Origin of the sequence: Cognatiluteimonas sedimenti (assembly GCF_022808325.1) — a bacterium.
Lineage (GTDB): Bacteria > Pseudomonadota > Gammaproteobacteria > Xanthomonadales > Xanthomonadaceae > Cognatiluteimonas > Cognatiluteimonas sedimenti.
The window spans coordinates 66,872-93,478 of the sequence record NZ_JALGCL010000001.1; the positions used below are offsets into that span (position 1 = coordinate 66,872).

Annotated in this window: 20 protein-coding genes and 1 tRNA gene; 12 read left to right on the plus strand and 9 right to left on the minus strand. The window is 69.4% G+C overall.

Annotated elements, in window-relative coordinates; translation table 11 throughout:
* Positions 1 to 16: 16 nt before the first annotated feature.
* Complete coding sequence (locus MQC88_RS00320; RefSeq protein ID WP_243318133.1) at positions 17 to 1,171, minus strand: DUF819 family protein; 1,155 nt, start codon at positions 1,169 to 1,171, stop codon at positions 17 to 19.
* A 179-nt stretch (positions 1,172 to 1,350) separates the two neighbouring features.
* Here MQC88_RS00320 and MQC88_RS00325 point away from each other — a divergent pair, with 179 nt between their 5' ends.
* From MQC88_RS00325 to MQC88_RS00355, 7 genes are all read left to right on the plus strand, one after another.
* A complete protein-coding gene (locus tag MQC88_RS00325) occupies positions 1,351 to 2,898 on the plus strand; it encodes a transglutaminase-like domain-containing protein (protein WP_425491507.1) in 1,548 nt (515 codons plus the stop codon).
* Positions 2,899 to 2,944: 46 nt separating this feature from the next.
* Positions 2,945 to 5,971 (plus strand): TonB-dependent receptor, encoded by a 3,027-nt coding sequence (locus MQC88_RS00330; RefSeq protein ID WP_243318135.1) that lies wholly within the window; start codon positions 2,945 to 2,947, stop codon positions 5,969 to 5,971.
* A 187-nt stretch (positions 5,972 to 6,158) separates the two neighbouring features.
* Positions 6,159 to 7,409, plus strand: coding sequence for a diaminopimelate decarboxylase (gene lysA, locus MQC88_RS00335; protein WP_243318137.1), 1,251 nt, complete (start codon positions 6,159 to 6,161; stop codon positions 7,407 to 7,409).
* Positions 7,406 to 8,674 carry a dipeptidase gene (locus tag MQC88_RS00340; protein WP_243318138.1) on the plus strand — a complete coding sequence of 423 codons (1,269 nt, stop codon included), beginning with the start codon at positions 7,406 to 7,408 and terminating at the stop codon, positions 8,672 to 8,674. Before lysA ends, MQC88_RS00340 begins: the two co-directional genes overlap by 4 nt.
* The gene (locus MQC88_RS00345) at positions 8,671 to 10,278 is read left to right on the plus strand and encodes a serine hydrolase (protein ID WP_243318140.1); all 1,608 of its coding nucleotides are present in this window, start codon (positions 8,671 to 8,673) and stop codon (positions 10,276 to 10,278) included. The genes MQC88_RS00340 and MQC88_RS00345 overlap by 4 nt, the downstream gene beginning before the upstream one ends.
* 16 nt (positions 10,279 to 10,294) lie before the next feature.
* Complete coding sequence (locus MQC88_RS00350) at positions 10,295 to 11,011, plus strand: M15 family metallopeptidase (RefSeq protein WP_425491508.1); 717 nt, start codon at positions 10,295 to 10,297, stop codon at positions 11,009 to 11,011.
* A gap of 131 nt (positions 11,012 to 11,142) precedes the next feature.
* Positions 11,143 to 12,180, plus strand: coding sequence for a serine hydrolase domain-containing protein (locus MQC88_RS00355; RefSeq protein WP_243318142.1), 1,038 nt, complete (start codon positions 11,143 to 11,145; stop codon positions 12,178 to 12,180).
* Positions 12,181 to 12,259: 79 nt separating this feature from the next.
* Here MQC88_RS00355 and MQC88_RS00360 read toward each other — a convergent pair.
* Together MQC88_RS00360 and rnd are read right to left on the minus strand one after the other, a co-directional pair.
* Positions 12,260 to 12,335: transfer RNA gene (locus MQC88_RS00360), tRNA-Ala, on the minus strand.
* A gap of 26 nt (positions 12,336 to 12,361) precedes the next feature.
* Positions 12,362 to 13,522, minus strand: a complete 1,161-nt coding sequence (rnd, locus tag MQC88_RS00365) for a ribonuclease D (protein WP_243318144.1) — start codon at positions 13,520 to 13,522, stop codon at positions 12,362 to 12,364.
* A 178-nt stretch (positions 13,523 to 13,700) separates the two neighbouring features.
* On the opposite strand from rnd, the gene MQC88_RS00370 reads away from it, so the two are divergent.
* Together MQC88_RS00370 and MQC88_RS00375 are read left to right on the plus strand one after the other, a co-directional pair.
* Positions 13,701 to 15,563, plus strand: coding sequence for a formylglycine-generating enzyme family protein (locus tag MQC88_RS00370; RefSeq protein ID WP_243318146.1), 1,863 nt, complete (start codon positions 13,701 to 13,703; stop codon positions 15,561 to 15,563).
* A 38-nt stretch (positions 15,564 to 15,601) separates the two neighbouring features.
* On the plus strand, positions 15,602 to 16,516 hold the full coding sequence (locus MQC88_RS00375) for a M48 family metallopeptidase (protein WP_243318148.1): 915 nt from the start codon (positions 15,602 to 15,604) through the stop codon (positions 16,514 to 16,516).
* A 500-nt stretch (positions 16,517 to 17,016) separates the two neighbouring features.
* Here the strand turns inward: MQC88_RS00375 and phbB (MQC88_RS00380) are convergent, their stop codons facing one another.
* The 4 genes from phbB (MQC88_RS00380) to gluQRS form a co-directional block, all read right to left on the minus strand.
* The gene (phbB, locus tag MQC88_RS00380) at positions 17,017 to 17,766 is read right to left on the minus strand and encodes an acetoacetyl-CoA reductase (protein WP_243318150.1); all 750 of its coding nucleotides are present in this window, start codon (positions 17,764 to 17,766) and stop codon (positions 17,017 to 17,019) included.
* Between the two features lie 53 nt (positions 17,767 to 17,819).
* Positions 17,820 to 18,323 (minus strand): polyhydroxyalkanoate synthesis repressor PhaR, encoded by a 504-nt coding sequence (phaR, locus tag MQC88_RS00385; protein ID WP_243318152.1) that lies wholly within the window; start codon positions 18,321 to 18,323, stop codon positions 17,820 to 17,822.
* A gap of 271 nt (positions 18,324 to 18,594) precedes the next feature.
* Entirely contained in the window at positions 18,595 to 19,335 is a 741-nt protein-coding gene (phbB, locus tag MQC88_RS00390; RefSeq protein WP_243318154.1) for an acetoacetyl-CoA reductase, read from the minus strand.
* Positions 19,336 to 19,395: 60 nt separating this feature from the next.
* On the minus strand, positions 19,396 to 20,304 hold the full coding sequence (gene gluQRS, locus MQC88_RS00395; RefSeq protein WP_243320175.1) for a tRNA glutamyl-Q(34) synthetase GluQRS: 909 nt from the start codon (positions 20,302 to 20,304) through the stop codon (positions 19,396 to 19,398).
* A gap of 96 nt (positions 20,305 to 20,400) precedes the next feature.
* On the opposite strand from gluQRS, the gene htpX reads away from it, so the two are divergent.
* Positions 20,401 to 21,300 (plus strand): protease HtpX, encoded by a 900-nt coding sequence (gene htpX, locus MQC88_RS00400; RefSeq protein WP_243318156.1) that lies wholly within the window; start codon positions 20,401 to 20,403, stop codon positions 21,298 to 21,300.
* Positions 21,301 to 21,365: 65 nt separating this feature from the next.
* Here the strand turns inward: htpX and MQC88_RS00405 are convergent, their stop codons facing one another.
* Both MQC88_RS00405 and epmB read right to left on the minus strand, forming a co-directional pair.
* Positions 21,366 to 23,441 (minus strand): EAL domain-containing response regulator, encoded by a 2,076-nt coding sequence (locus MQC88_RS00405; RefSeq protein WP_243318158.1) that lies wholly within the window; start codon positions 23,439 to 23,441, stop codon positions 21,366 to 21,368.
* A 65-nt stretch (positions 23,442 to 23,506) separates the two neighbouring features.
* Positions 23,507 to 24,553 carry an EF-P beta-lysylation protein EpmB gene (epmB, locus tag MQC88_RS00410; RefSeq protein ID WP_243318160.1) on the minus strand — a complete coding sequence of 349 codons (1,047 nt, stop codon included), beginning with the start codon at positions 24,551 to 24,553 and terminating at the stop codon, positions 23,507 to 23,509.
* Between the two features lie 92 nt (positions 24,554 to 24,645).
* Here epmB and efp point away from each other — a divergent pair, with 92 nt between their 5' ends.
* The gene (gene efp, locus MQC88_RS00415) at positions 24,646 to 25,212 is read left to right on the plus strand and encodes an elongation factor P (protein ID WP_243318161.1); all 567 of its coding nucleotides are present in this window, start codon (positions 24,646 to 24,648) and stop codon (positions 25,210 to 25,212) included.
* A 4-nt stretch (positions 25,213 to 25,216) separates the two neighbouring features.
* Positions 25,217 to 26,569, plus strand: coding sequence for a TRZ/ATZ family hydrolase (locus MQC88_RS00420; RefSeq protein WP_243318163.1), 1,353 nt, complete (start codon positions 25,217 to 25,219; stop codon positions 26,567 to 26,569).
* Positions 26,570 to 26,607 lie beyond the last annotated feature (38 nt).

A 26,607-nucleotide genomic window follows, 5' to 3' on the forward strand; every position in this document is an offset into this window, starting at 1 on the left:
GATCATTCGATTGGCCTCAGGCGGGAGCCATGGACGACAGCACCGTGGCCATCAACAGGCCCAGGCCGGTGCCAAGGATATAGCCGAGCAGCGCGAGCAGGACCGCGACCGGCACCAGCAGCGGCGAGTAGGTCGCTGCAAGGATCGGCGAAGCCGCGACACCGCCGATGTGCGCCAGCGAGGAGATCCCGCACAGGTACAGGTCGAAATGGAACAGGCGCGCGGCCAGCAGCATGATCAGTGCATGGATGGCGATGATGCACGCGCCGCACAGCAGGTACAGCGGCGCCGTCGCAATGCCGCTGAAGTTGCTCTGCGAGGCCATCACCGCGACCACGAAGATCAGCAGCGCGCCGGAGATGCGGCTGGCGCCGGGAAACCGCGCCAGCGGAGTGTGCGCGACCGCCAGCCCGGCGATGGTGGCGATGATGATCTTCCAGGTCGTGGCGCTGACCATGTCCGAGGTCGGCAGCAAGGCCGCCAGCCACGCCGACCCCGCCGCGGCCAGCAACGCCATGCCCAGCCACAGCAGCACCGTGTCCGCCGTCACCGGACCGGTCGCGGGCGGTTGCGCGACGACGAGGTCGGCGCTCGAGCGCGCGCGGGTGAAGCGGTTGAAGGCCGGCGCCAGCCGCGCCGTCGAGAACAGGATCGCCACCCACATCGAATAGCAGATCGCGTCGGTCAGCAGCGCCAGGGCGAGGTTGTTGTCGCTCATGCCGATCGCCTGCTTGACCGCGACCAGGTTGGCCGTGCCGCCGACCCAGCTGCCACTGAGCGCCGCCAGCGGCTGCCAGCCGTCGCCGGCCGGCAGCCAGTGCCGGAACACGAAGTAGGTGACGACGAAGCCGGTGGACAGGCTGATCGTGGTGCAGGCGAACACCGCCAGCACCCGCGGGCCCAGCGCGAAGATCGCGCGCAGGTCGCAATTGACCATCAGCAGGAACAGCAGCGCCGGGATCAGTTGCGCGATCAGCAGCGTCTGCGCGGCCTGGATCGCGGGCGTGACCCGCCACAGGCCGACCACCGCCAGCGCGGTGACCGACAGGTACACCAGCACGATCGGCGGGAACACCGAAAACAGCTTCCACCCGGTGCGCCGTTCCAGCATCGAAAAGATGCCGGCGGCCAGCAGCATCACAGCCAGGTAGGGCCAGACCGTGTGGATCATCGCGTCCCCTCGAGCGCCCGTCGGCCGCACCACTTTTTGTGCAGTGCGGAATAGGTGATTCTCATAACATACACGAAAAGAATAAATTATTGACCAGCACTCCGGGCCATGTTACACAGCCTTCACTTGGCGATTTCACTGGGGAAAACGGGCGAGTGGATGTGGTTCCAGCCCCTCTCATGGCGTCGACGGCGCGGCAGCGCCGGTGGTGCCTGTGCGTGCCGCTGTTGCTGCTCGCACTGACGGGCCGCGGCCTCGCCGTGCCGGCGCAACACCTGACGGATACGGGCACGGACGAGGTCGCGGCAGGTGCGCAGGTGGCGAGCGACGCCGGCGTGCTGGCCGTGATCGCCAGGATCGATTCCGGTGACTTCAAGGGCGCCGAAGCGGCGATCGCCCAGGCCCTGGCGACGCCAGCGACATCGGCCGGCACGCGGGACGCCTTGCTTTACCAGCGCGAGCGCATGCGCCGGATCCTGCTCGATTTCGACCAGACCGCGGAGCAGGTCAAGGCGCGGGTGCGTCGCGACATCCCGGATCTCACCGACGCCGGGTTCGCGCGCTGGGACGCGCAGGGGCTGTTCGAGCGCATGGACATCGACGGCCGGCGCCTGTATTTCAACCGGACCGGGTCGAACCTGTTCCGGATCAGCGCGGAGGCCAGGGCACAGCGTGCCGATCCCAGGCCATTCGTCGAAAGCCCGCTGGAATCGGCGCATCCGCACCATCGCGCGGTGGTCGCCGCCGCGCGTGCCGCGAATGCCGACAGCGTGCTGCCGCGCCGGCTGCGCTTCACCCAGTCGCTGGTGGTGGACGCCGATGCGGTGCCGGCGGGCGAGACCGTGCGGGCGTGGATCCCGTACCCGCGGGCGATCGCGGGGCAGCAGGCGGACATCCGCTTCGTCTCCAGCGTGCCGGCGGCGCACGAGATCGCCCCGGAATCGACGCTGCAGCGCACCGTGTATTTCGAGCAGCCCGCGGTCGCCGGCAGCAAGACCACGTTTTCGGTGACCTACGACGTCACCATCAGCGCGCGCCATTTCGACATCGACCCGGCCAGGGTCGTGGCCGCTGAGATCAGCCCGGAGCTGGCGCCGTTCGTGGCGCAGCGCGCGCCGCACGTGGTCTTCAGCGACGACCTGCGCGCGTTCTCGCGCAAGGCCGTGGGCGACGAAACCAATCCGTGGCGGATCGCGCAGAAGCTCTACGCCGCGGTCGACCGCATCCCCTGGGCCGGCGCGCGCGAGTACTCCACGATCGGCAACATCAGCGATTACGCCCTGCACGCCGGCCATGCCGACTGCGGCCAGCAGACCCTGCTGCTGATGACGCTGCTGCGGCTCAACGGCATCCCGGCGCGCTGGCAGTCGGGGATGATGTTCGCCGGCCACGACGCGCAGGCCGATGACGCCTACTGGAACCTGCACGATTGGGGCCAGTTGTACATCGCGCCCTATGGCTGGGTCCCGATGGACGTCACCTTCGGCCGCCTCGACGATCCGGATCCGGCGGTCGCGGGCTTCTACCTCGGCGGCCTCGACGGTTACCGCATCGCCTTCAACGACGACTACAGCCGGCCGTTGGTGCCGCGCAAACGGCATTTCCGTTCCGAAACGGTGGACCTGCAGCGCGGGGAAGCCGAATGGAGCGGCGGCAACCTCTATTTCGACCAGTGGGACTACGACTTCGCCTGGCAGTTGCTGCCGGCGGGGGCGGAAGGGCATTGACGGCAGTTTCCATCCACACAGATCCAGCACCGATTGGGGAGAGGTTATGAGCAGCACCCGGAATTTGCGCAAGTCCGTACTCTGCATCGCGATGGGCCTGTGCCTTTCGTCCATGGCCGTCGTCCCGGCGCTGGCGCAGAGCGCCACCGGTTCGGTCACCGGCCATGCGGCAGCGGGTTCGGAGGTGACCATCACCAACCCCGATACCGGTTTCAGCCGCAGCGTGACGGCGGACGCGGACGGCAACTACCGCTTCCCCTTCGTCCCGGTGGGCAACTACAACGTCGAGGCGCCAGGCAGCGAGCCGGTTCCGATCGCGGTGACGCTGGGCAATGCCACCAATGTCGATGTCGGCGCGGGCGCGACCAACCTCGCGGCGGTGCAGGTGGTGGGTTCGCGCGTGGTCACGCCGATCGACGTGAGCTCCACCGAGTCGGCGACGAACATCACCGCCCAGGAAATCGCGCGCATGCCGGTCGAGCGCAACGTCTCCTCGGTGGCGCTGCTGGCGCCGGGCGTCGCCCGCGGCAGCGCCGGCTTCGGCGGCATCTCCTTCGGCGGATCCTCGGTCGCCGAGAACGCGTTCTACATCAATGGCCTCAACGTCACCGATTTCTACAACCGCATCGGCTTCGCCGAAGCGCCGTTCGACTTCTACCGCGAATTCCAGGTCAAGACCGGCGGTTACTCGGTGGAGTTCGGGCGCACCACCGGCGGCGTGGTCAATGCCGTGGCCAAGTCCGGTACCAACGAGTTCCATTACGGCGGCAAGTTCGTCTGGGGGCCGCGCGACTGGGAGTCCGAGGGCCGCGACAGCTATTTCGAGGGCGAGCGCTACATCACCCGCAGCTACGACTCGACCGATTCCAAGCGCCTGAACGTCTGGGCGTCCGGCCCGATCGTGAAGGACAAGCTGTTCTTCTTCGCGATGTACGAAGGGCGCGACATCCGCCCGCAGCGCACCGACGACGAAGGCGAGCCCTTCTACGACGGCAAGTCGGACGATGGGTTCTGGGGCACCACGCTTGACTGGCAGGTCACCGACAACAACCTGCTGAGCCTGATGGCGTTCTCCAACGACAACTCGACGGCATCGGAGGTGTTCGACTTCGACCCGGAGAACGGCACGCGCGGCGCCAAGATCGGCGACGTCTTCTCGGAGAGCGGCGGCAGCAACTGGGCCCTGACCTGGACCTCGTACCTCACCGACGACCTGTCGATGAAGCTGATGGCCGGCGACAACAAGCGCAACGACGTCGGCCGCTCGCCTGCGGACCCGGAGTGCAACTACGTCACCAGGGGCTCGGGGGTCCCGAACCCGGGCGTTGCGATCGGCTGCAACTTCAACAGCTCCGTCTACGACCGCGCCGACGAGCGCGAGCAATGGCGGGCGGATTTCGAGTGGGCACTGGGCGACCACCTGCTGCGCTTCGGCCTGGACCGCGAAAAGAACACCTCGGTGCTGGACCAGCATTACCCGGGCCCGGGCCAGTACCAGTACAACGTCTATTCGACCGAGCCGGGAACCTTCATCAGCAGTTCCGGCGGCGGCATCGTGCCGGACGGCTACTACGCCTACGTGCGCGCGCGCCGCTACGAGCTCAACGGCAATTTCGAGACCACCAACAGCGCCTGGTACCTGGAGGACAACTGGTCGGTGAGCGATAACCTGGTGCTCAACCTGGGCATCCGCAACGAGGGCTTCGACAACAAGGACGAGCTCGGCCGCAGCTACATCAAGATGGACGACATGTGGGCGCCGCGCCTGGGCTTCTCCTGGGACATGAAGGGCGACGGCAGCACCAAGGTGTTCGGCAACGTCGGCCGCTACTTCCTGCCGGTGGCCAACGTCATCAACATCAAACAGGGCGGCGCGCTGCTGGACGAGCGCACCTATTACGCCTTCGACGGCTGGGAAATCCTCCAGTACAACGGCGTGGACTACGCGTCCCCGATCCTGGGCGAGCAGTTCGGCTACTACAACGGCCAGGGCGACGGCACGCTCGGCGACCTGCGCTCGGAAGTGGACGCGGACATGGACCCGGTCTACCAGGACGAACTGATCCTGGGCTTCCAGCAGCAGATCGACGCCACCTGGTCCTGGGGCGTGCGCGGCGTCTACCGCAAGCTGCACAACGCAATCGACGACATGGGCATCACCGCGACGCCTTGCGGTCGCATTTCCACCCAGTGGGTCATGGCCAACCCGGGCGAGGACGTCACGTTCTGGGGCGACACCGATTGCGACGGCGAGGACGACGGCTACGTCACCATCGACACCTCCAAGGAGGGGTACTGGACGGAGACCGACCATTACGAGTTCACCGGCGGCGAGTGGGAGTACGTCAACTCCACCCCGAACGGGCAGGTCGGCTGGGAGAAGCCCAAGCGCACCTACAAGGCGCTGGAGTTCCAGGTCGACCGCGCCTGGGACGACAAGTGGGCATTCAACGCCTCGTACACCCTTTCCTGGAGCGAAGGCAACGCCGAGGGCCCGGTCAACACCGACACCAACTTCGGCGATACGGGTCGCACCGAGAACTTCGACGACCCGTTCGTGAACCTCAATGGCTACGGCCCGCTGGCCAACGACCATCGCCACCAGATCAAGCTGCGCGGCAGTTACGCGTTCGCCGAGAACTGGCGCGTGGGCGCCACCCTGGATGCGCGCTCGGGCGGCCCGATCACCGCGTTCGGTGTCGGCAGCCCGTTCGACTGGGATTCCTACCACAGCTACTACATCTGCGTGGAAAACTGCACGCTGCCGGAGAATGCGGTCGAAGGCGACACCTGGAGCACCAGCGACCGCGTGTTCGAGTTGTCGCGTCGCGGCGGCGCGGGCCGGATGCCGTGGATCATCGACCTGGGTACCAGCCTGGAGTACGAACGTTCGTTCGGCGCGGCGAATTTCAGGGCGAAGCTGGCGGTCTACAACCTGCTCAACAATCAGAAGGCGACCTGGGTCTACCAGGACCTGGAGCCGGGCGTGGGCGACCGCGACGAGTTCTTCGGCCAGGAGCGCTACCTGCAGTCGCCACGCTACGGCCAGCTGACCCTGTCGCTGGAATTCTGACGCGCGTCGGCGGCCCGCCCTCGCGGCGGGCCGCCATTTCCCCGGGTACGTGGCCGGCGTGCCGCTCCCGTGTTGCCGGGGCCGGCGGATGCGCAGGCCCGGCCCGCACCGTCGCGAGGCTATGAACCTGCACCCGATGAGTCCTGGCGAACAAGCCCGGGGCGGCCACGGCGCCGCTCCGGAAGGCATGCAAGACCTCCTGGCCCTTGACGGTGTCGATCTCGCGTCGGTGGCGGCCCGCGAAGGCACGCCGCTGCACCTGTATTCGGCCACCGCGATCCGGCAGCGCATCGACGGCCTGCAATCGGCGCTGCAGGGCGTCGATGCGACGATCTGCTACGCGGTCAAGGCCAACGGCAACCACGCCATCCTGCAATTGATGGCGAAGTCCGGCGTCGGCGCCGACATAGTCTCGGCTGGCGAACTGAGGCGCGCGCTGCGCGCGGGCATTGCGCCGTCGAAGATCGTGTTCTCCGGCGTCGGCAAGCGCGAGGACGAGATCGCGCAGGCCCTGGAAGCCGGGATCGCCCGTTTCAACGTCGAGTCGCGCGCCGAGCTGGACCTGCTGCAGCGGCTTGCGCATGCGCGCGGCGTGGTGGCCCATGCCGCGGTGCGGATCAACCCGGACGTCGATGCCGGTACGCACGCGAAGATCTCCACGGGAAAATCGGAGAACAAGTTCGGCGTTGCCGTCGCGGAGGCGCGGCAATGGTTCACCGCGCAGGCGCAATGGCCGGCCGTGCGCCTGGACGGGCTGCACATGCACATCGGGTCGCAGATCCTGGAACTGGAGCCGATCCGGCGCGCATTGCAGCGGCTGGCCCGTTTCTGGCGCGAGCTGGCGCTGGCCGGCCATGCGATCGCGAGCATCGACGTGGGTGGCGGCCTGGGCGTGCGCTACCGCCAGGGCGAGCGCGCGATCGATGCCGCCGACTACGTGGCCGCGATCCGCGATGCGCTCGCCGGCTTCGACGGCCGCATCGTGCTCGAGCCCGGGCGTTACCTCGTGGCCGAGGCGGGCCTGCTGCTGGCGCGCGTGCTGCACGCCAAGCAGGGCAGCGAACGCACCTTCCTGGTGGTCGACGCCGCCATGAACGACCTGCTGCGGCCCAGCCTGTACGACGCCTGGCACGACATCGTCCGGGTCGGAGACGACAACGGGCGCACCACGACCACTTACGACGTCGTGGGCCCGGTGTGCGAAACCGGCGACACCTTCGCCGTGGCGCGCGGATTGCCGCGTTGCGAGGCCGGAGACCTGCTGGCGATCCTCGCCACCGGCGCCTATGGTGCGTCGATGGCCTCCACCTACAACTCGCGTCCGCTGGCGGCCGAAGTGCTGGTCGAGCATGGTCGCTACGCCGTGGTTCGGCGGCGGCAGACGCTGGACGAGATGCTCGCCGGCGAACAGGCGGCGACGCACTGGGAGACGGCATGAACGGGGCATTCGACATCCGCAGGCTCGCGGCAGGCCTTGCCACGACGGCGCTGGCGACGCTGCTGGCCGCTTGTGCAACGGTTCCCGACGCGCCAGGCGAGGGCATCCCGCCGCGCCCGCTCACCATCGATACCCATGTCGACATCCCGCTGGACTACATGCGCGACCCGAAGTTCGATGTCGGCGGCGACAGCGTGCTGCTGGTGGACCTGGACAAGATGCGCCGTGGCGGGCTGGATGCGGCGTTCTTCGTGATCTATGTCGGGCAGGGGCCGTTGACGCCCGAAGGCTATGCGGATGCCGCGGCCCAGGCCGATCGCAAGTATTCGGCGATCGCCTTGATGCTGGAGCGTTACCCGGATCGCATCCGCGCCGCGACCACGCCGCGGCAGGTGCGCGACAACCACGCCCACGGCCTGCTTTCGGCGATGATCGGGGTCGAGAACGGTTATTCGCTCGGGCACGACCTCGGGCGCATCGACGCCGCCTACGCCCACGGCGCGCGCTACCTCGGCCTGGTGCACGTCGGCAACAACGACCTGTGCAGCAGTGCCAATCCCGATGTCGAACGCGGCGAGCCGGCGCACAACGGTCCCGGCGACGCCGGCATGAGCGATTTCGGCCGCGCCGCGGTCGCGCGCGCCAACGCGCTCGGGATCATGGTCGACGTCTCGCACGCCTCCGACCAATGCGTGCGCGACGCCATCGCGGCGTCGAAGGCGCCGGTGATCGCCTCGCACTCCTCGGCGCGCGCGCTGGTAGGCGTGCCGCGCAACCTGCCGGACGACCTGCTGCGCGCCATCGCGCAGGACGGCGGGGTGGTCCAGGCCGTGGCCTACAAGGAATTCCTGAAGAGCGATCCCGCCCGCGCGGCGGCGGAGAAGGCGCTGCAGGAGGAGGTCGCGCGCCAGGCCGGCGACGCCGAGTACGACAGCGACAAGCACGACTACCTGCCGGCGATGGCCGAAGGCATGGCGCGAATCGAGGAGGAGCATCCGCTGGCCAGCCTGGACCAGTACATGGACCACATCCAGTACATGGTCCGCATCGCCGGCATCGACCACGTTGGCATCGCCTCGGACTTCGACGGCGGCGGCGGCATCACCGGCTGGATGGACGCGTCGCAGACCGGCAACGTCACCGCGGCCCTGCGCCAGCGCGGCTTCGGCGAGGCCGACATCGCCAAGCTCTGGGGCGGCAACCTGCTGCGGGTGTGGCAGGCCGCGATCGACGAGGCCGCGCGCGAGGGTGCGGCGGCACCATGAGCCGGCGCCCGCACATGGGGGTGTGGCTGTTGCGCGCGGCCGCGCTGCTGGGCGGCATGCTGCTGGGCCTTTCGGCGCAGGCTTCGACGCCCGTGGGGCCGGTACGGGATGCACAAGCCGCCGACAGGGCCGCGTTCGATGCAATGGTCGACGCCACCGTCGCGCGCTACCGGCTGCCGGGGATCGCGGTCGGCGTGATCGAGGACGGCCAGGTCGTCTACACGCGCACCGTCGGCGAAACCGTTGCCGGTTCCGGCGACCCCGTCACCCGCGACACGCTGTTCAAGATCGCTTCCAACAGCAAGGCGATGACCGCGAGCGTGCTGGCGCGCCTGGTGCAGGCCGGCAGGCTGGACTGGGACGCACCGGTGGTCCGATACCTGCCCGATTTCGCCATGCACGATCCGTGGGTGACGCGGCACATGCTGGTGCGCGACCTGCTGGTGCACAACAGCGGCCTGCCCGAAGGCGGCGGCGACCTGATGCTGTGGCCGGAGCCCAACCTGTTCACCCGCGCCGACATCCTGGGAGGGCTGCGTCACATCAAGCCGGCCTACGGCTTCCGCGCCGGCTACGCCTACGACAACCTGCTGTACGTGGTCGCCGGCGAAGTCGCGGCGGCGGCGGGCGGTGCGCCGTACGAGGAACTGGTGCGGCGCGAGCTGTTCCAGCCGCTGGGCCTGTCGCGCTGCCGGGTCGGCGAGTTCCACCTCGACCAGGCCGGCAGCGTCGCGCAGCCGCACATGCGCAAGGGCGACGGCAATGTCGTCATCCGCCGGGACGAAGCGGTGGTGCCGGCGATCACCATGGCCGCGGCGGGGGGTATCCGCTGCAGCCTCGACGACATGCTCGCCTGGGCACGCAACTGGCTGGACCCGACGCCGCAACAGCTGCAATGGCTGGGAACCGGGCAGCGCCGCGCACTGTGGACCGCACGCACGCCGATGCCGATCCCGCAGCGCCGCCGCGACTGGGACAACACCCATTACTACGCCTACGCCTTCGGCTTCCGGCTGGCCGATGTCGACGGACAGTGGACCGTGTCGCACACCGGCACCCTAGGCGGCATGTACTCGGCGATGATGCTGCTGCCCGACCGCAGGTCCGGCTTCGTGATCATGATCAATGGCGACGGCGATGCCGCACGTACGGTGCTGGCCGAAGTGCTGCTCAAGCATTTCACCGCGCCGGGGCAGGGGCGCGACATCGATTCGTACGCCGACGAACTGGCCCGCGACGCCGCCGCGCCCTCGCGTTCGCGTGCGCCGGACATCTCCGGGCGCCGGCCGGTGGCCGCCAGGGAAATGGCGCGGTGGCTGGGCGTCTGGCGCGATCCCTGGTTCGGCGAGGTGGCGATCTGCCCCGCCGGCGACGGCGTCGAGTTCCAGGCGGCCAAGTCGCCGTCGATGGAGGCGCCGGTGTCGCGGCTCGGCGACCGCTACCTGGTGCACTGGGACGAGGCCAGGGCCGATGTCGATGCGTGGCTCGACTTCGCCGGGGAGGGCAACGCCCGCACCTTGCGCATGGCCAAGGTCGATCCGGATGGCGATTTCAGCTCCGATTACGAGGATCTTGCGTTCACCTGGGTGCGCGGCTGTGAATAAGCGCTGGCAGGCGTGGGTGGCTGCGATCGCAGTGCCGTCGTTGGGTGCGTGCGCAGGCCTGGCGGGGACGGCACCTGGCCCCGCGGCACCCACGCCCGCGGCCGCGAGCACTGCGGCCGCCGCCGGCCTGGTCGATGTCACGACCCTGGTGCCCGACATGGCGCTGGAAATCCGCTACGCCGGCAACGACAACTTCACCGGCGGCCCGGTCGACGGCTATCGCGCCCCGAAGTGCCTGCTGCTGGGCCCGGCGGCGCAGGCGCTGCAGCGCGTGGAAATGTCGCTGCGAGAGCGCCAGTTGCGGCTGAAGCTGTTCGATTGCTACCGCCCGGCGCGCGCCGTCGCGGAGTTCGTGCGCTGGGCCGGCGACCTGTCCGACCAGCGCAGCAAGCCGCGCTATTACCCCAACCTGGACAAGCGGGAGCTGCTCGGGGACTACATCGCGCCGGTGTCGGGCCACAGCCGCGGCGCGACCCTGGACCTGACGCTGATGCAGTGCGGCGCCGGCGGCGGCGATTGCCGGCCGCTGGACATGGGCACGGACTTCGACTTCTTCGACCCGCGCGCGCACACGGAATCGCCGGACACCACCCCCGCCCAGCGCGCCAATCGGCTGCGCCTGCGCGAGGCGATGGCGGCGCAGGGATTCCGCAACTATCCGCTGGAGTGGTGGCATTACACGCTCGCCCCGGAACCCGCGCCGCCGATGCTGTACGACGTGCCCATCCAGTAGGCCGGGCCTCCGGCCTTTCCACCGTTGTCGCGAACATGGAGGTCGGCCGGATGCGATCCCCCAAAGCCCTGCTCGCCATTTCCCTGGCGACGACCTGCCTGCTCGCAGGCTGCCCCACCACAGAGAATCCGATGCGACCACCCGCCACCGACGACACGACCGGCGACAGGATCGACCAGCTGATGCAGCGCTACGACGGCGCCGTCCCGGGCGCATCGCTGCTGGTGGTCCGTGACGGCGAAGCCGTGGTGCAGCGCGGCTACGGCCTTTCCGATTGCGAGGCGGGCATCGAAGCCGGCCCGGCGACCAACTACCGGCTGGCCTCGCTGACCAAGCAATTCACCGCCGCGGCGATCCTGCTGCTGGCGCAGGATGGCAGGCTCGGCATCGACGATCCGGTGCGCGAGTGGCTGCCAACGCTGCCGCCTGCCGCCGACGCGATCACCCTGCGCCACCTGCTCACCCATACGTCGGGCCTGGTCGACTACGAAGACCTCATGGCACCCGACCATCCCGGCCAGATCCGCGATGCCGGCGTGTTGCAGCTGCTGGAGCGCGAGGGCCGCACCTACTTCACGCCCGGCAGCGCGTACCGCTACAGCAACAGCGGCTACGCGCTACTGGCGCTGGTGGTGGAAAAAGCGTCCGGTGAAACGTTCCCGCAGTTCCTGCGCCGGCGGATCTTCGAGCCGCTGGGCATGCACGACACCCTGGCCTACGCCAGCGGGGGGCCGGAGGTGCCGCATCGTGCCTGGGGCTACAGCCCGGCCGACGCGGCCGCCAGCGATGCCACCGGCGGCCGGTGGACCCGCACCGACCAGAGCCCCACCAGTGCCGTGCTTGGCGATGGCGGCATCTATTCCTCGATCGGGGACCTGGCGCGATGGGATGCCGCGCTGTACGACGACCGCCTGCTCGACGATGCCTCGCGCGCAAGCGCCTTCAGCGCGCAGGTCGAGGTCACCGGCGAGCCCTGGCAGGCCGGCTACGGCTTCGGCTGGCGCATCACCGGCGACACCCTCTGGCATTCGGGCGAGACGATCGGCTTCCGCAACGTGATCGTGCGCTGGCCGCAGCGCCGCCTGACCGTGGTCCTGCTCAGCAACCGCAACGAGCCGGAGCCGTACCGCACGGCGCTGGCGATCGGGGAACTGTTCCTCGATCACTGAAAAGCCGGCTGCGGCAGGGCGGAAAAGACAGAAAACCCCGCGGGCGCGGGGTCTTCGATGACGCTGACGCGGGATGAATTGGTGGAGCGGAGGAGGATCGAACTCCCGACCTTCGCATTGCGAACGCGACGCTCTCCCAGCTGAGCTACCGCCCCGTTCCGGACTCGCCGGAGGTTGCGGATTATACGGATGCGCCCCGCGCGCCGCCAGCCATGCGCCCGGCGGGTGCGGCATCGCCGGCGATCGGCAGCAGCGGGGCCAGGCGCGGTTCCAGCAGGGTCCGGCGCCAGCCGGCGAGCGGACCGGGCCAGTCGTCGCCATGGCCGTCGGCGCGCAGGTCGAGCAGGGACTGCAGCCAGCGCCGCGAGGCGAGCACGCCGTCGGGCAGGCCGAGTTCGGCGCTGAGCGCGGCCACGGCGTCCTGCAGCTTGCGCAATGCGGCCTTGTCGCGGTCGTCGGCGCGCGCGGCCGGGGCCTGGGCTTCGTCCGGCAGCGGCGTCTGCAAGGCCTGCCACAGCGCATCGCCGAGGCTGCGCGGCGCTTTCGGCGTGGCTTCGAGCTGGCGTTGCAGGCCGGCGCGGTCGATGGGCGGATTGCGGGCCAGGCCAGTGGCCAGTTCGTTGTCCAGGATCCAGCTGCGCGGGCGGTCGGCCTCGCGCGCATACGCGTCGCGCCAGCGCAGCAGCCGCAGCAGACGCTGCTGGGACGGTTCGTCGAGGAATTGCGCGGCGCGCAGCGACAGGTGCGGCCAGCGCTCGAGTTCGACGCTGCGCGCATTGGCCAGCATCCGCGCGCAATCCTCGGCCAGCCACGCCTCGCGGCCGAGCGTGCGCAGGCGCGCGTCGAGGTCGTCGTGCAGCGCGAACAGGTGGCGGACGTCGTCGGCGGCGTATTCCAGCTGCGCCGGCGACAATGGCCGCCGCAGCCAGTCGGAACGGGTTTCGCCCTTGGGCAGGGTGACGCCCAGCGTGTCCTGCACCAGGCGCTGGTAGCCGACGCCGGCGCCGACCCCGGCCAGCGCCGCCGCCACCTGGGTGTCGAACAGCACTGAAGGCACCACGCCGCAATGGCGCTTGAGTGCGACCAGGTCCTCGCTGGCGCTGTGCATCACCTTGACCACCGACGGGTCGGCGAGCATCGACGCAAGCGCATCGGTGATCCCGGGGGCCAGCGGATCGGCCAGCAGGATGCTGCCCTGGGCGTCGTCGAGCGCGATCTGTACCAGCGCCAGCTGCGGCCACCAGGTGCGCTCGCGCACGAATTCGGTGTCCAGGCCGACCCGCGGCGGCGCGTCGGCAAGGCGGGCGGTGAGCTCGGCGGGGTCGCGGATCCAGACGGTCACGGGCGGGCAGGTCTCCTTAGGGGGTCGACGAGCCTAACTGCGTGGGTGGTGGGGCTGTCAAACATCGATTCGCGTTTCGCCATGCGCGCGGTTGCCGCCAGCGGCGACAATGCCCTAAGTTGCCGGAACCGGTCCGTCCGAACCACGGATCGGCGGGTTGAACGGACGGGAGAAGCGATTGCGCGTCGGCAAGCCAGCAACAGCTGCAGCAGCGATCGCGCTGGCGCTCGTGCTGGCCGGCTGTGGCCGCAAGGAAGCGGATACGACCGCCCGTGCCGCGGCTGGCCTCGCCAACGAGGCGCCGGGGCAGGTCAGTGTCGAGGGTGACGACCGCATCGCCGCAAGCCTGACCTGGCAGGCACCCGAGGTGGTGCTGGCCGCCGACGACCTGCCCGATGCGCACAGGCGCGCGGCCAAGGCGCTGGCCGAGGGCCGCCTGTACGCCGACGGCGAAGCCGCGATTCCGCTGTACCTTGCGATCCTGAAGCAGGTGCCCGACGACGCCGCGGCCAAGGCTGGCCTGCAGCGCGCGCTCGAGGCGCTGCTGGCGACCGGCGACCAGGCGCTGGCGGCCGCCGACGACGATCTCGACGCGCTGCGGCAGGCACATGCCGTCGCCTCGGTGGCGCGCGCGATCGCGGTCCGGGACGAGGCCGTGCAGGCCTTCCTGGGGCGCGTGGACGAGGCCGATCGCCTGTGGGAGCTCAATCGCCAGGCCGAGCGCGATCTGCGTGCCGGCAAGCTCGGTGAATCCGGGAGCGGCGCGCTGCCCAGGCTGCGCGCGGCCTTGCGCATCCGTCCCGGGCAGGCGCGTGCGCTGCAGGGCCTGGCGGCGGTGGAAAGCGGCCTGATCCGCCGTGGCGAGGAGGCGGGCGCCCGTGGCGACTTCGACAATGCCGAGCGCTGGATCGCGCTGGCGGCGACGGTGCGCCCGGGCAGCGACACGATCGCCGATGCCCGCGCGCGCATTGCCGGGATGCGGCGCGCGCGGATCGCGGGACTGCGCGACCAGGGCATGATGGCGCTGCTGCAACGCGACGGCGACAAGGACATCGCGCTGGCGCGCGGCAAGCTGGCGGAGATCCTGCGGATCGCCGAGCCGGGCGATGCCGCGGCGGCGGAGCTGCGCCAGCGCATCGACCTGGTCACCCATTACGGCCTGTTCCATCCCGGCCAGGCATTCACCGATGGCCTGAAGCAAGGCGCCCGCGGCCCGGAAATGGTGGTGGTGCCGCATGGTGCTTTCCGCATGGGCGCGGCGCCCGAGGAGGCCGAAGCCAGCGACAGCGAACGGCCCGCGCACTACGTGCGCTTCGACCGCGGTTTCGCGATGTCGCGCACCGAGGTCACCGTCGGGGATTTCCGCCGCTTCGTCGCCGCCAGCGGCTACCGGCCCACGGCGACCCGGCGCGGCTATTCGATGGTGTACGAGGAGCGCAACGGCAACTTCGTGCGCCGCAGCGGCATTGACTGGCGCTCGACCTACGACGGCGACAGGGCCGGCGACGAGCTCCCGGTGCTGCACGTCAGCGCCCGTGATGCCGACGCGTACGCGGAATGGCTCAGCGCGCAGAGCGGCCAGCGCTACCGCCTGGCCAGCGAGGCCGAATTCGAATACGCGTTGCGCGCCGGCAGCGACACGCGCTTCCCGTGGGGCGGGGGCGGGCCGCCGGCCGGTGCCGGCAACTTCACCGGTGCCAGGGATCGATCCCCGAGCGGCCGCGCCTGGCGCAATGCGTTCGCCGGCTATGGCGACGGCTACTGGGGGCCGGCGCCGGTGGGCCGTTTTTCGGCGAATGCATACGGCCTTCACGACCTCGCCGGCAATGTCGGCGAGTGGGTCGCCGACTGCTGGCACGACAGCTATCGCCGCGCACCGGACGAAGGCGTCGCCTGGTTCAATCCCGGGTGCCGCACGCGGGTGATGCGCGGCGGCGCCTGGGCCAGCGCGCCGGGGCAGACGCGTTCGGCCTGGCGCGCGCCGGCTGGCGTGGAGACGACCAACGCCCGGATCGGTTTCCGGGTAGTGCGCGAGTTGTAGCAACCGTCGCGGCCGTGATCGCACAAGGAGTGATGCAGATGAGGCAGGACCCGTTCGGCAACCAGGGGCAGGGCACGCCGCGTCGGCGCGGATTCGGCGGACTGCGCCTGTGGGTGCTGTTGCTGTTCGCCGGCTACGCGGTGTTCTACTGGTTCTCCAACCGCAGCACCGATCCCTACACCGGCGAAACCGTGCTGATCGACAAGAGCATCACCCCGGAGGACGAGAAGGCGCTCGGCCTGCAGGCCTACCAGGAGATCCTGGCGCAGGAGCCGGCGCTGGATCGCAACTCGCAGATTTCGCAGCAGGTGCGCGAGATCGCGCAGCGGCTGATCGCGAAGGTGCCCGAAGTCGAGGACGCGCTCGCCGCCGAGAACAACATGCAGGCGCCGCACGTGGAAAAGGCCTTCGACTGGGACGTCAACGTGATCCAGTCCGACCAGGTCAACGCGTTCTGCCTGCCCGGCGGCAAGATCGCGGTCTACACCGGGCTGGTGCCGGTGGCGCAGAACGCCGATGCGATGGCGGTGGTGATGGGCCACGAAATCTCGCACGCGCTGCTCCGCCATGGTGCCCAGCGCATGAGCGAGCAGAAGCTGGCGCAGATCGGCCAGATGGCCGGCGCGATGAGCGGCATGGACCAGCAGCAGATGCAGGCGGTGATGGCGATCTACGGCTATGGCCGCGCCCTGCCGTATGCGCGCAAGCAGGAAACCCAGGCCGACGAAATGGGGCTGATGCTGGCCGCGGCGGCATGCTTCAACCCGGAAGAAGCGGTGCCGTTGTGGCAGCGCATGGAGCAGGCCGGCGGCGGCAGCGGACAGCCCGAATACGCCTCCACCCACCCCAATCCCGGCACCCGCATCGAAAACCTGCAGGCCTGGATGCCGAAGGCCATGCAGTACCGCGCCAAATTCTGCAACGCCTCGGGGACAGCGGTCGGCGCGGATTGAGCTGATAGCGGATTCCGCGATACCTCGTCAGCTCGGCGCCCGGGCGGGCACTCGTAGGGCGGCCAGTTTGGGCATTCGTCGGGCGCCGCATGCGGACGCCCTTGGGTGCGAATGTCCCCCGGCGCCGGCCTTCGGCCGACGCCTCCTCCTTGATTTCGCACCCAAGGGCATCCGCACCCGGCGTTACGGTTGCGGAGCGGTTGCAGAAGCAATTGAGCGGAAGGGGGCCAAGGCAAAGGGGAGATTGCTCCTCTGCAAGCCTGTGATCCGACGTTCTGGTGTGGCCGCCAGCCCTTGGGGGCGAAATCAAGGAGGAGGCTTTCGCCGCAGGCGGATGCCGGGGGACATTCGCCCCCAAGGGCTGGCGGTCACGCCGGGGCCCGTCAGGTCGCCCCGAGGCATGCAATCAAGCGATCGGGCAGACGGCTCCGCATTTCCCGCGGCGTTGTTTCGAAGTGTGAGGCATGCGATCAAGCGACCAAGCGATCGCGGCTTCCCAATCAGAAACTCATGAACAGCCCGCCGTTCACCGGGATGTTGGCGCCCGTGATGAAGCTGGCGTCGTCGGCGGCGAGGAAGGCCACAGTGCGTGCGATCTCCTCCGGCTTGCCGAGGCGGCCGACCGGCACCTTGTCGACGATCCCGTCGCGGATCTCCTGCGGCATCGCCAGCACCATCGCCGTCTCGCAGTAACCCGGCGAGATCGAATTGACGGTCACGCCCTTGCGCGCGACTTCGCGCGCCAACGCCATGGTGAAACCGTGCATCCCGGCCTTGGCCGCCGAATAATTCGTCTGCCCGAACTGGCCGGTCTGACCATTGACCGAACTGATGTTGACGATGCGGCCGAAACCGCGCGAGGCCATGCCATCCACGGCGTGCCGGCAGAGGTTGAACACACCGCCCAGGTTGACCCCGAGCACCGCGTCCCACTGCGCCGGTTCCATCTTGCGCAGGGTGGTGTCGCGGGTGATCCCGGCGGCATTGACCAGGATGTCGAGCGCGCCGTGCGCGGCCTCGACCTCGCGCACCAGCGCGCCGCAGGCGGCGAAGTCGGTGACATCCAGCGCGGCGAAGCCGATGTCCAGGCCACCGGTTTCACGAGCGAAGGCATCGATGCGACCGCCATGGCCGTCGAGGTCCGCGGCGACGACCCGGCAACCGGCGCGTGCCAGCGCGATGCAGATCGCGGTGCCCAGGCCACCAATGCCGCCGCTGACGACGGCCGTGCGGGGTATTGCCGGCGTCATCTAGCGCGCGCCCCGCAGCGAAGCGGGGTTGGGGGTCGCCTGCGCCGGCACGCTCAGCTGCCGCGCGGCTTGTTGGCGCTATCCTTGTCGCGCGTGCGCCCGCCGGCGCCGGCGCTGCGGCCCATGCCGCCGACCAGGTTCTGCTGGAATTCCTTCCAGACCTCCAGGTTGCGTTCGGTCAGCTGGTTCATCATCGTCCATGGCGTCTGCCCGAGCATCCCGCCCATCTGCTGGCGGAATTGCTGCTGCTGGTCCATGAACATCTGCATCGAGCGCTCGAGGTAATTGCCCATGAAGCCCTGCAGGGAATCGCCGTAGAAGCGGATGATCTGGCTGAGCAGCTGCGTGGACAGCATCGGCTCGCCGTCCTGCTCGTGCTCGGCGATGATCTGCAGCAGCACCTGCCGGGTCAGGTCGTCGCCGCTCTTGGCGTCGCGGACCTCGAAGTCCTCGCCCTCGACGATCAACTGGCGCACATCCTCGATCGTGATGTAGCTGGAGATCTCGGTGTCGTAGAGGCGACGGTTGGGATATTTCTTGATGACGCGAACGGCCATGCGCTGCAACCCCCCGGTGGAATCCCGAGCATGGCGCAGTGCAGCAGCGGTTGCAACCACGGCCGTCGAGTGCTGCAAGTCACGGGAGCGGCAGCCCACTGCAGCTGGCGCCAAGCGGCACCGTGTTGCCGTACCTGTCCCCCGCCAGCACTCGATAGCGGTGCTGCGGAGCTTCCGCGTTGCCATCCATGGCCAACGACCGTTCGGCATCCTTGCCTCACCTGGCAGTCCGCGCATGTGGCGCCGATAGGGCGCCACATGAACGCGCGAACTACCAACCCATGTACTGGCCGCCGTTGACCGACAGGTTGGCGCCGGTGATCCAGCTGGCTTCGTCGGGGATGAAGAAGGCGACCGCATAGGCGATTTCCTCCGGCATTCCCAGCCGCCCGGTCGGGATCTGCGCGACGATCTTGGCGCGCACGTCCTCGGGCACCGCCATCACCATGTCGGTGCCGATGTAGCCGGGCGAGACCGTATTCACGGTGATGCCGAACCTGGCGTTTTCCTGCGCCAGCGAAATGGTGAAGCCGTGCATGCCGGCCTTGGCCGCGGCGTAGTTGGCCTGTCCGTACTGGCCCTTCTGGCCGTTGATCGATGAGATCTGGATCACCCGGCCCCACTTGCGCGCGCGCATGCCCTCGATGACCGGACGGGTCATGTTGTAGACCGAGTTGAGGTTGGTGTTGATGACCTCGCTCCATTGCTGCGGCATCATCTTGTGGAAGGTGGTGTCCCGGGTGATGCCGGCGTTATTGACCAGGATGTCGACCGGGCCGAGCTTTTCCTCGACGCCGCGCACCAGGGCCTCGGCTTCCTCGGGCGAGCCGACGTCGCCCTTGACCATCGTGATGTCGTAGCCGTCGGCCTGCATCCGGCGTTGCCAGTCGCCGGCCTTGTCCTCGTTGCGGTAATTGGTGGCGACCTTGTGGCCAAGATCGGCCAGCCGCCTGCAGATCGCCGTCCCGATCCCACCCGTTCCCCCGGTCACCAGTGCGACGCGTGCGCTCATTGCCTTCTCCCTGTCGCCGCCGTCGCGGCCTGCGTTGTCGATGTCTTGTCGTGGTGGATTCTAGGCACGGCCGATGACTTCCGTGTTGTGCACTGCGGCGAGTGGCGCCTGCGGCAGGCGCGGAATGGCCCCCGGCACGAACGCGCGTAGCGCCCCCTGGAGCACGTTCGCGATCGAGCCGGTCGCGGGCAGGGCCCGCGGCTCCTGTCCCAGCGCCGCCCACGCCGCGCGCAAGGCCGGCAGTGGATCGTCGGGGTCGACCGGCAATGCCGCCAGCGACTTCGACAGCTTGCGGCCAGCGCCATCGACCACCAGCGGCAGGTGCGCGTAACGCGGTGTCGGCAGCCCCAGCGCGCGCTGCAACAGGATCTGTCGCGGCGTGGAATCGAGCAGGTCGGCGCCGCGGACCACATCGGTGATGCCCTGCGCGGCGTCATCGACCACCACCGCCAACTGGTAGGCCCACCAGCCGTCGGCGCGCCGGAGCACGAAATCGCCGACTTCGGTGGCGACATCCTGGGCGACGCGGCCCTGGATCGCGTCGTCGAACGCCAGTGTGGTGAACGGCGGCACCCGGAAGCGGGCCGCCGGATCCGGGCGATGCCGCATCGCCACGCAGCGGCGATGGACGCCGGCATCGGCGGCCAGGTCGCTGCGGCTGCAATGGCACCAGAAGGCGTCGCCGCTGGCGAACAGGCGTTCCAGAGCGGCCCGGTAGGCATCGCCACGCGTGTCTTGCCACCAGACCGGCTCGTCCGATTGCATCCCGAACGCCGCCAGCGTGCGCAATTGCGCCGCCGCCGCGCCGGCGATTTCGCGGGGCGGGTCGAGGTCCTCGATCCGAACCAGCCACTGGCCGCCGGCCTGGCGCGCCAGCAGCCAGCTGCCCAGCGCGGCCAGCAGCGAGCCCAGGTGCAGCGGGCCGGTCGGCGAGGGCGCGAAGCGGCCGCGGTACGGCGGCGTCGGCACGGGGGCAGGGTCGTTCATCGGACTTGAATTTAACCCGCGCCTGCCACACTTTGGTCGAAAGTCGCGCCCGTCGCGCGGCCCCGCGGAAGATAGAGCATGTTCAAGCGAGTCGCACTGTTCCTGGCCACCAACCTGGCCGTGCTGGCACTGGTCAGCGTGGTGATGTCGATCCTGGGCGTCAACGCCAACCAGTTCGGCGGCTTGCTGGTGATGGCGGCGCTGTTCGGATTCGGCGGTTCAATCATCTCCCTGCTGGTCTCCAAGTGGATGGCCAAGCGCGCCACCGGCGCGCACGTGATCGACACCCCGCGCAACGAGGCCGAGCAGTGGTTGCTGGCAACCGTGCGCCGGCAGGCGCAGCAGGCCGGCATCGGCATACCCGAAGTCGCGATCTACGATGCGCCGGAGATCAACGCCTTCGCCACCGGCGCCAACCGCAACAAGGCGCTGGTGGCGGTCTCCACCGGCCTGCTGCGGGCGATGGAGCGCGACGAGGCCGAAGCCGTGCTCGGCCACGAGGTCAGCCACGTCGCCAACGGCGACATGGTGACGATGGCGCTGCTGCAGGGCGTGCTCAACACCTTCGTGATCGTGCTGGCGCGCGTGGTCGGCCGGGTGGTCGACGGTTACCTCAACGGTGGCCGCGATGGCCCGGGCCTGGGCTACTACGCCATCGTGTTCGTGCTGGACATGGTGTTCGGGCTGTTCGCGAGCATGATCGCGATGTGGTTCTCGCGGCATCGCGAGTTCCGCGCCGACGCCGGCGGCGCCACCCTGGCGGGCCGCAACAAGATGATCGCCGCGCTAGAGCGGCTGGCCCAGAACCACGGCCAGAGCACGCTGCCCAAGCAGGTCGCCGCATTCGGCATCAGCGGCGGCAACGGCGGCGGCCTGCGCCGCCTGCTGATGAGCCATCCGCCGCTGGACGAGCGCATCGCCGCGCTGCGCAACGCGCAGCTCGACGGCAGCCAGGTGCGGCAGGGCGTCGTGGTCTGACGGCGCCATCGCACGGGTCACGAAAAGCCCGCCTTCCGGCGGGCTTTTTTTTTGCGGGGAATGGCCTACTCGAACTCGTAGTTCATTTCCGGCCCGGCCGGGGCGAGGAAATAGCCTTCGACGTAATCGACGCCGCTTGAGAACAGGATCGTCATGCTGGCCGCGTCCTGCACGAACTCGGCGATGCTGCGGATGCCGAGCTTCTGCGCCTTTTGCGCGATTTCGCGGACACGCTGCTGGTTGTCGGCGTTTTTCGGCAGGTCCTCGGTGAAGCTGCGGTCGAGCTTGATGAAGGCCGGATCGAAGTGCGACAGCAACTGGAACGAATCCAGGCCGGCGCCGAACTGCTCGAGCCCCACCCGGCAACCGTGCTTGGCCACCGCGGCGGCGAATTCCTGCGCCGCGCGCAAGTGCGTGAACACCTTCGCTTCCGGCAATTGCAGCACCAGGTGCTCGCCGTTGATGCCGGCCGCGACCAGGCGCTCGCCGACATACCTGGCCAGGCTGTCGTCCGACAGCGAGGCCTGGGTCACCTTGACCAGCAGCGTCACCGGCTGCCCGGCGCGCTGTTGCGTGGCCGCCACGTCGATGGCGTGGCCGACGACCCAGCGGTCGATCTCCCACAACAGCCCGTGTTCTTCCGCGATCTGCAGGAAGCTCATCGGCGGCACCGTCTCGCCGGCGCCGGCATCCAGGCGGATGTAGGTTTCGTACATCGCCCCGGGCTCGCCCTGCAGGTTGATCACCGGCTGGTAGTGGAACAGGAAGCGATCGTTGTCGAGCGCTTCGCGCAGCCGCGCGACCCAGGCCTGCACGCGCTCCTCCTCGGCGCGATCGACCGCGCTGGGGTCGAAGATCTCCGCGCGGTTGCCGCCGACCCCGATCGAGGACTGCACCCCCTGGTTGGCCTTGGCCAGCACCTGGGTGACGCTGGCGATCTTCTCCCCTATCTGCACGCCGCCGATGCTGGCGGTGATCGCGGCCGAACGCGGGCCGACCTCGAACACGTGCGAGGCGAAGGCCTCGCGGATGCGCTCGGCCAGGCCGATGGTGGCGACGTGGTCGCCGCGCACCAGCACCGCCAGCGTGTGCTCGCTGAAGCGGGCGGCAACAGCCTGGTCATCGATCACCCCACGCAGCCGCTCGGCGATCGCCTGCAGCAGCGCATCGGCCGAATCCAGGCCGATCTCGTGCAGCAGGCGCTGGTAGTGGTCGGGTTCGAGCAGCAGCAGCCCGTGCTGGCCCTGGTGCTGCGCCGCATCCGCGACCGCGCCTTCCAGCGCGTGCAGGAAGGTCGGGCGGTTGAGCAGGCCGGTGGCCTGGTCGCGCTGGCGCAGTTCCTCGACCTCGCGCGCCAGCTCCGGGTCCAGCTCCTGGCGCCGGAACACCACCTGCAGGCAGGGTTCGCCCTCGTACAGCGCCGAGGTGAATTCCATCACCGCGGGGAAGCTGTTGCCGTCGATGTCGTGGGCCAGCAATTCGTACCGGGGCGGCGGCGGCTCGCCCTTGCTCAGCCCCTTCAGCAGGGCCTTGAAGCCTTCGACGTGCTGCGGCGCGACCAGGTCCAGCAGCGACATGCCCTCGATGTCGTCGAAGTCGTCGTAGCCGAACATTTCCAGGTACGCCGAATTGGCGCGGATGTGCATGCCCTCGTGGACGTAGGCGATCGGGTCGCGCGAGGACTGGATCAATGCGTCGCAGCGGCGTTCGGTTTCGCGCACCTGCGCCTCGAGCCGGCGCAGCGCGCGCCGGGCCTCCAGGTCGGCCCATTCGGCGCGCACCGACTGCAGCAGTTGCTGCGGCTTGTGCCGCAGGGCGATGCCGCGCACCCCGGCGGCCAGCGCATGGCTCAGGCTGGCGTCGTCGACGCGGTCGGCCACCGCCACCACCGGCAGGTCCTTGCCGCTGGCCTTCACCAGCTGCAGCACCTCGTCCAGGGGCACGCCGCTGGAATGCTGCGCGGCCAGCACCAGGTCGATGGGCTGGGCGCCGAGCATGGACTTGAGCTCGTCGATGGAGGACGGGCGCAGCGGCCGTACCGCGATGCCGGCATTGCGCAACGCGCTGACGATGGCCTCGGCGTCCTCGACGCTGTCGTCGACGATCATCAGGCGTAGTGCGCTGTCGGTTCCATTCGCCATTCGGGTCTCCGTATCACCGTTTTCTACACGATGCCCGGCAGCGCGTCCAATCGCCGCCCGCCGTGCTACAGCGGGCGCTTTCCCGGGTCGCCGGCGACCTCGCGCACCAGTCGCGGCACCAGGTAGCCCGACAGCCGCGCGGCAAGCGCCGCATGCAGGGCGCGGGCGCGATCATCACTGACCTCGAAATGGGCGCTGCCGGCGACGCGGTCCAGCTGGTGCAGGTAATAGGGCAGGGCGCCGGCCTGGAAGCTGCGCTCGCCGAGCTGCGCCAGCGCCTCGACCGAATCGTTGACCCCGCGCAGCAGCACCGCCTGGTTGAGCAGCGCGATGCCGCCGCGCGCGGTGCCGGCCGAGCGCAGCCGCGCCAGCGCGGCATCCACGCCCGCGTCGAACTCGTTGCCGTGGTTGGCGTGGATGACGAAGGCCAGCGGCCATGGCAACCCGCGCAGCCACGCCAGCAGCGGCGCGTCGATGCGCTCGGGCAGCACCACCGGCAGGCGGCTGTGGATGCGCAGGCGCCGGAGGTGGCCGATGCCGGCCAGCGCATCGGTGAGTTCGGCCAGCTTGGGGGTGGCCAGCGACAGCGGATCGCCGCCGGACAGGATCACTTCCTCGATGCCCGGGTCCGCCGCGATCGCGGCCACCGCGTCCTGCCAGTGGCCCGCTGCCGCGGTCTCCTCGGCGTAGGGGAAGTGGCGGCGGAAGCAGTAGCGGCAGTGGATCGCGCACGAGCCGGTCGCCACCAGCAGCGCGCGGCCGCGGTACTTGCGGATCACGCCCTGGCCGGCGCGGGCGTCGGCATCGCCGACCGCGTCCAGGGTGAAGCCGGGGACGATGCGGTCCTCGTCGTCCAGCGGCAGCACCTGGCGCAGCAAGGGATCCTGCGGATCGCCATGGCGCATGCGCGCCACGAAGCCGCGCGGCACCCGCAGCGGGAACTGCGCGGCCGCGGCTTCGGACACGCGCCCGGCCAGCGCATCCAGCCCGAGCAGCGCCAGCAGCTCGCGCGGATCGCGCACGGCTTCGCGCCACGCACGCCGCCAGTCGAGCGGCGGCGGGGCGGTGTCCTGCGAGGCTGGCTGCAGGGTGGGGGAGGCAGCGGGTATCATGTCGGCTTCATTTTCCGGGGGTGCCCAGGCGCATCCGGACCCCGATCCCCACCATTTTAGCCGCCTCGCGGGGCGGCCCTGCAGGAGTTCCCATGGCCACGCTGGGCATGAACGACGTCAAGAACGGACAGAAGATCCTGGTCAACAACGAGCCGGCGATCATCACCGACACCGAATACGTCAAGCCGGGCAAGGGCCAGGCGTTCACCCGGGTCAAGTACCGCCAGATCCGCTCGGGCCGGGTGCAGGAAGTCACCATGAAGGCGACCGACTCGCTCGAGTCGGCCGACGTGGTCGATACCGACATGCAGTACCTGTACGCCGACGGCGAGCACTGGCACTTCATGAACCAGGAGTCCTTCGAGCAGTTCCAGGCCGACAAGGCCGGCATGGGCGGCGCCGAGAAGTGGCTCAAGGGCGAGGAGGAGTGCGTGGTGACCTTGTTCAACGGTTCCCCGATCATGGTGACGCCGCCGAACTTCGTCGAGCTGAAGATCGTCGAGACCGATCCAGGCGTGAAGGGCGATACCGCCGGCACCGGCGGCAAGCCGGCCACGCTGGAAACCGGCGCGGTGGTGCGGGTGCCGCTGTTCGTCGCCCAGGACGAGGTGATCAAGGTCGATACCCGTTCCGGCGAGTACGTCTCGCGCGTCAAGTAACGCGATGACGCCCGGCACGACGGAAGCCCGCGGCGCGGAAGCCTGCGACCTGCTGATCGAGGCGGGCTGGGTCGTCCCGGTCGAGCCGCACGGGGTGGTGCTGGAAGACCATGCCGTCGCGGTCCGCGATGGGGCCATCCTCGCGCTGCTGCCGGTCGCCGAGGCGCGCGCGCGGTTCGTCGCGGGCGAGACCGTGTCGCGCCCCGACGGCGTGCTGATCCCCGGCCTGGTCAACGCCCACGTCCACAACCCGATGACGCTGCTGCGCGGCGTCGCCGACGACCTGCCGCTGATGGAGTGGCTGCAGGGCCACATCTGGCCGCTGGAGGCGCAGCTGATCGCGCCGGATTTCGTCGCCGACGGCATCACCCTGGCGATCGCCGAGATGCTGCGCGGCGGCACCACCTGCTGCAACGAGAACTATTTCTTCCCCGACGTACAGGCGGCGACCTACCAGCGCCACGGATTCCGCGCGCGGGTCGGGCTGCCGATCATCGATTTCCCCTCGGCCTGGGCGCGCACCGACGACGAGTATTTCGACCGCGCCACCGAAGTCCACGACCAGTGGCGCGGCGACCGCCTGGTCGCGACCGCGTTCGCGCCGCACGCGCCGTACACCGTGTCCGACGCCAGCTTCGAGCGCATCCGGATGCTGTCCGACCAGCTCGACATCCCGGTGCATTGCCACGTGCATGAGACCGCGCACGAAGTCGCCGAGTCGCAGCAGGAGCATGGCCAGCGCCCGCTGGCGCGGCTGGACCGGCTCGGCCTGGTCAACGACCGCCTGATCGCGGTGCACATGACCCAGCTCACCGACGCCGAGATCGCGCTGTGCGCGCAGCGCGGCGTCAGCGTCGTGCACTGCCCGGAGTCCAACCTCAAGCTGGCCTCCGGCTTCTGCCGCGCCGCCGACCTGCAGCGCGCCGGCGTCAACCTCGCCATCGGCACCGACGGCGCGGCCAGCAACAACGACCTCGACATGTTCGGCGAGACCCGCACCGCCGCGCTGCTGGCCAAGGCCGTGGCCAACGACGCGTCCGCGCTGGATGCCGCCAGCGCCTTGCGCGCCGCCACCCTGGGCGGCGCAAAGGCGCTGGGCTTCGAGCACCTGGTCGGTTCGATCGAGCCCGGCAAGCAGGCCGACCTGGCCTGCATCGACCTGGCGCAGATCGAGACCCAGCCGCTGCACCACGTGGTCTCGCAGCTGGTCTACGCCACCGGCCGCCCGCAGGTGACCGACGTGTGGATCGCCGGCAAACCGAAGCTGCGCGAACGCGCGCTGGTGGACATGGACGCCGCGGCGCTGGTCGCCAACGCGCGCCAGTGGCAGGCGCGGATCGCGGCGACCGGGTACTAGCATGTCTTACCGAGTGCAGCGAGGACTCCGTTGCCGCC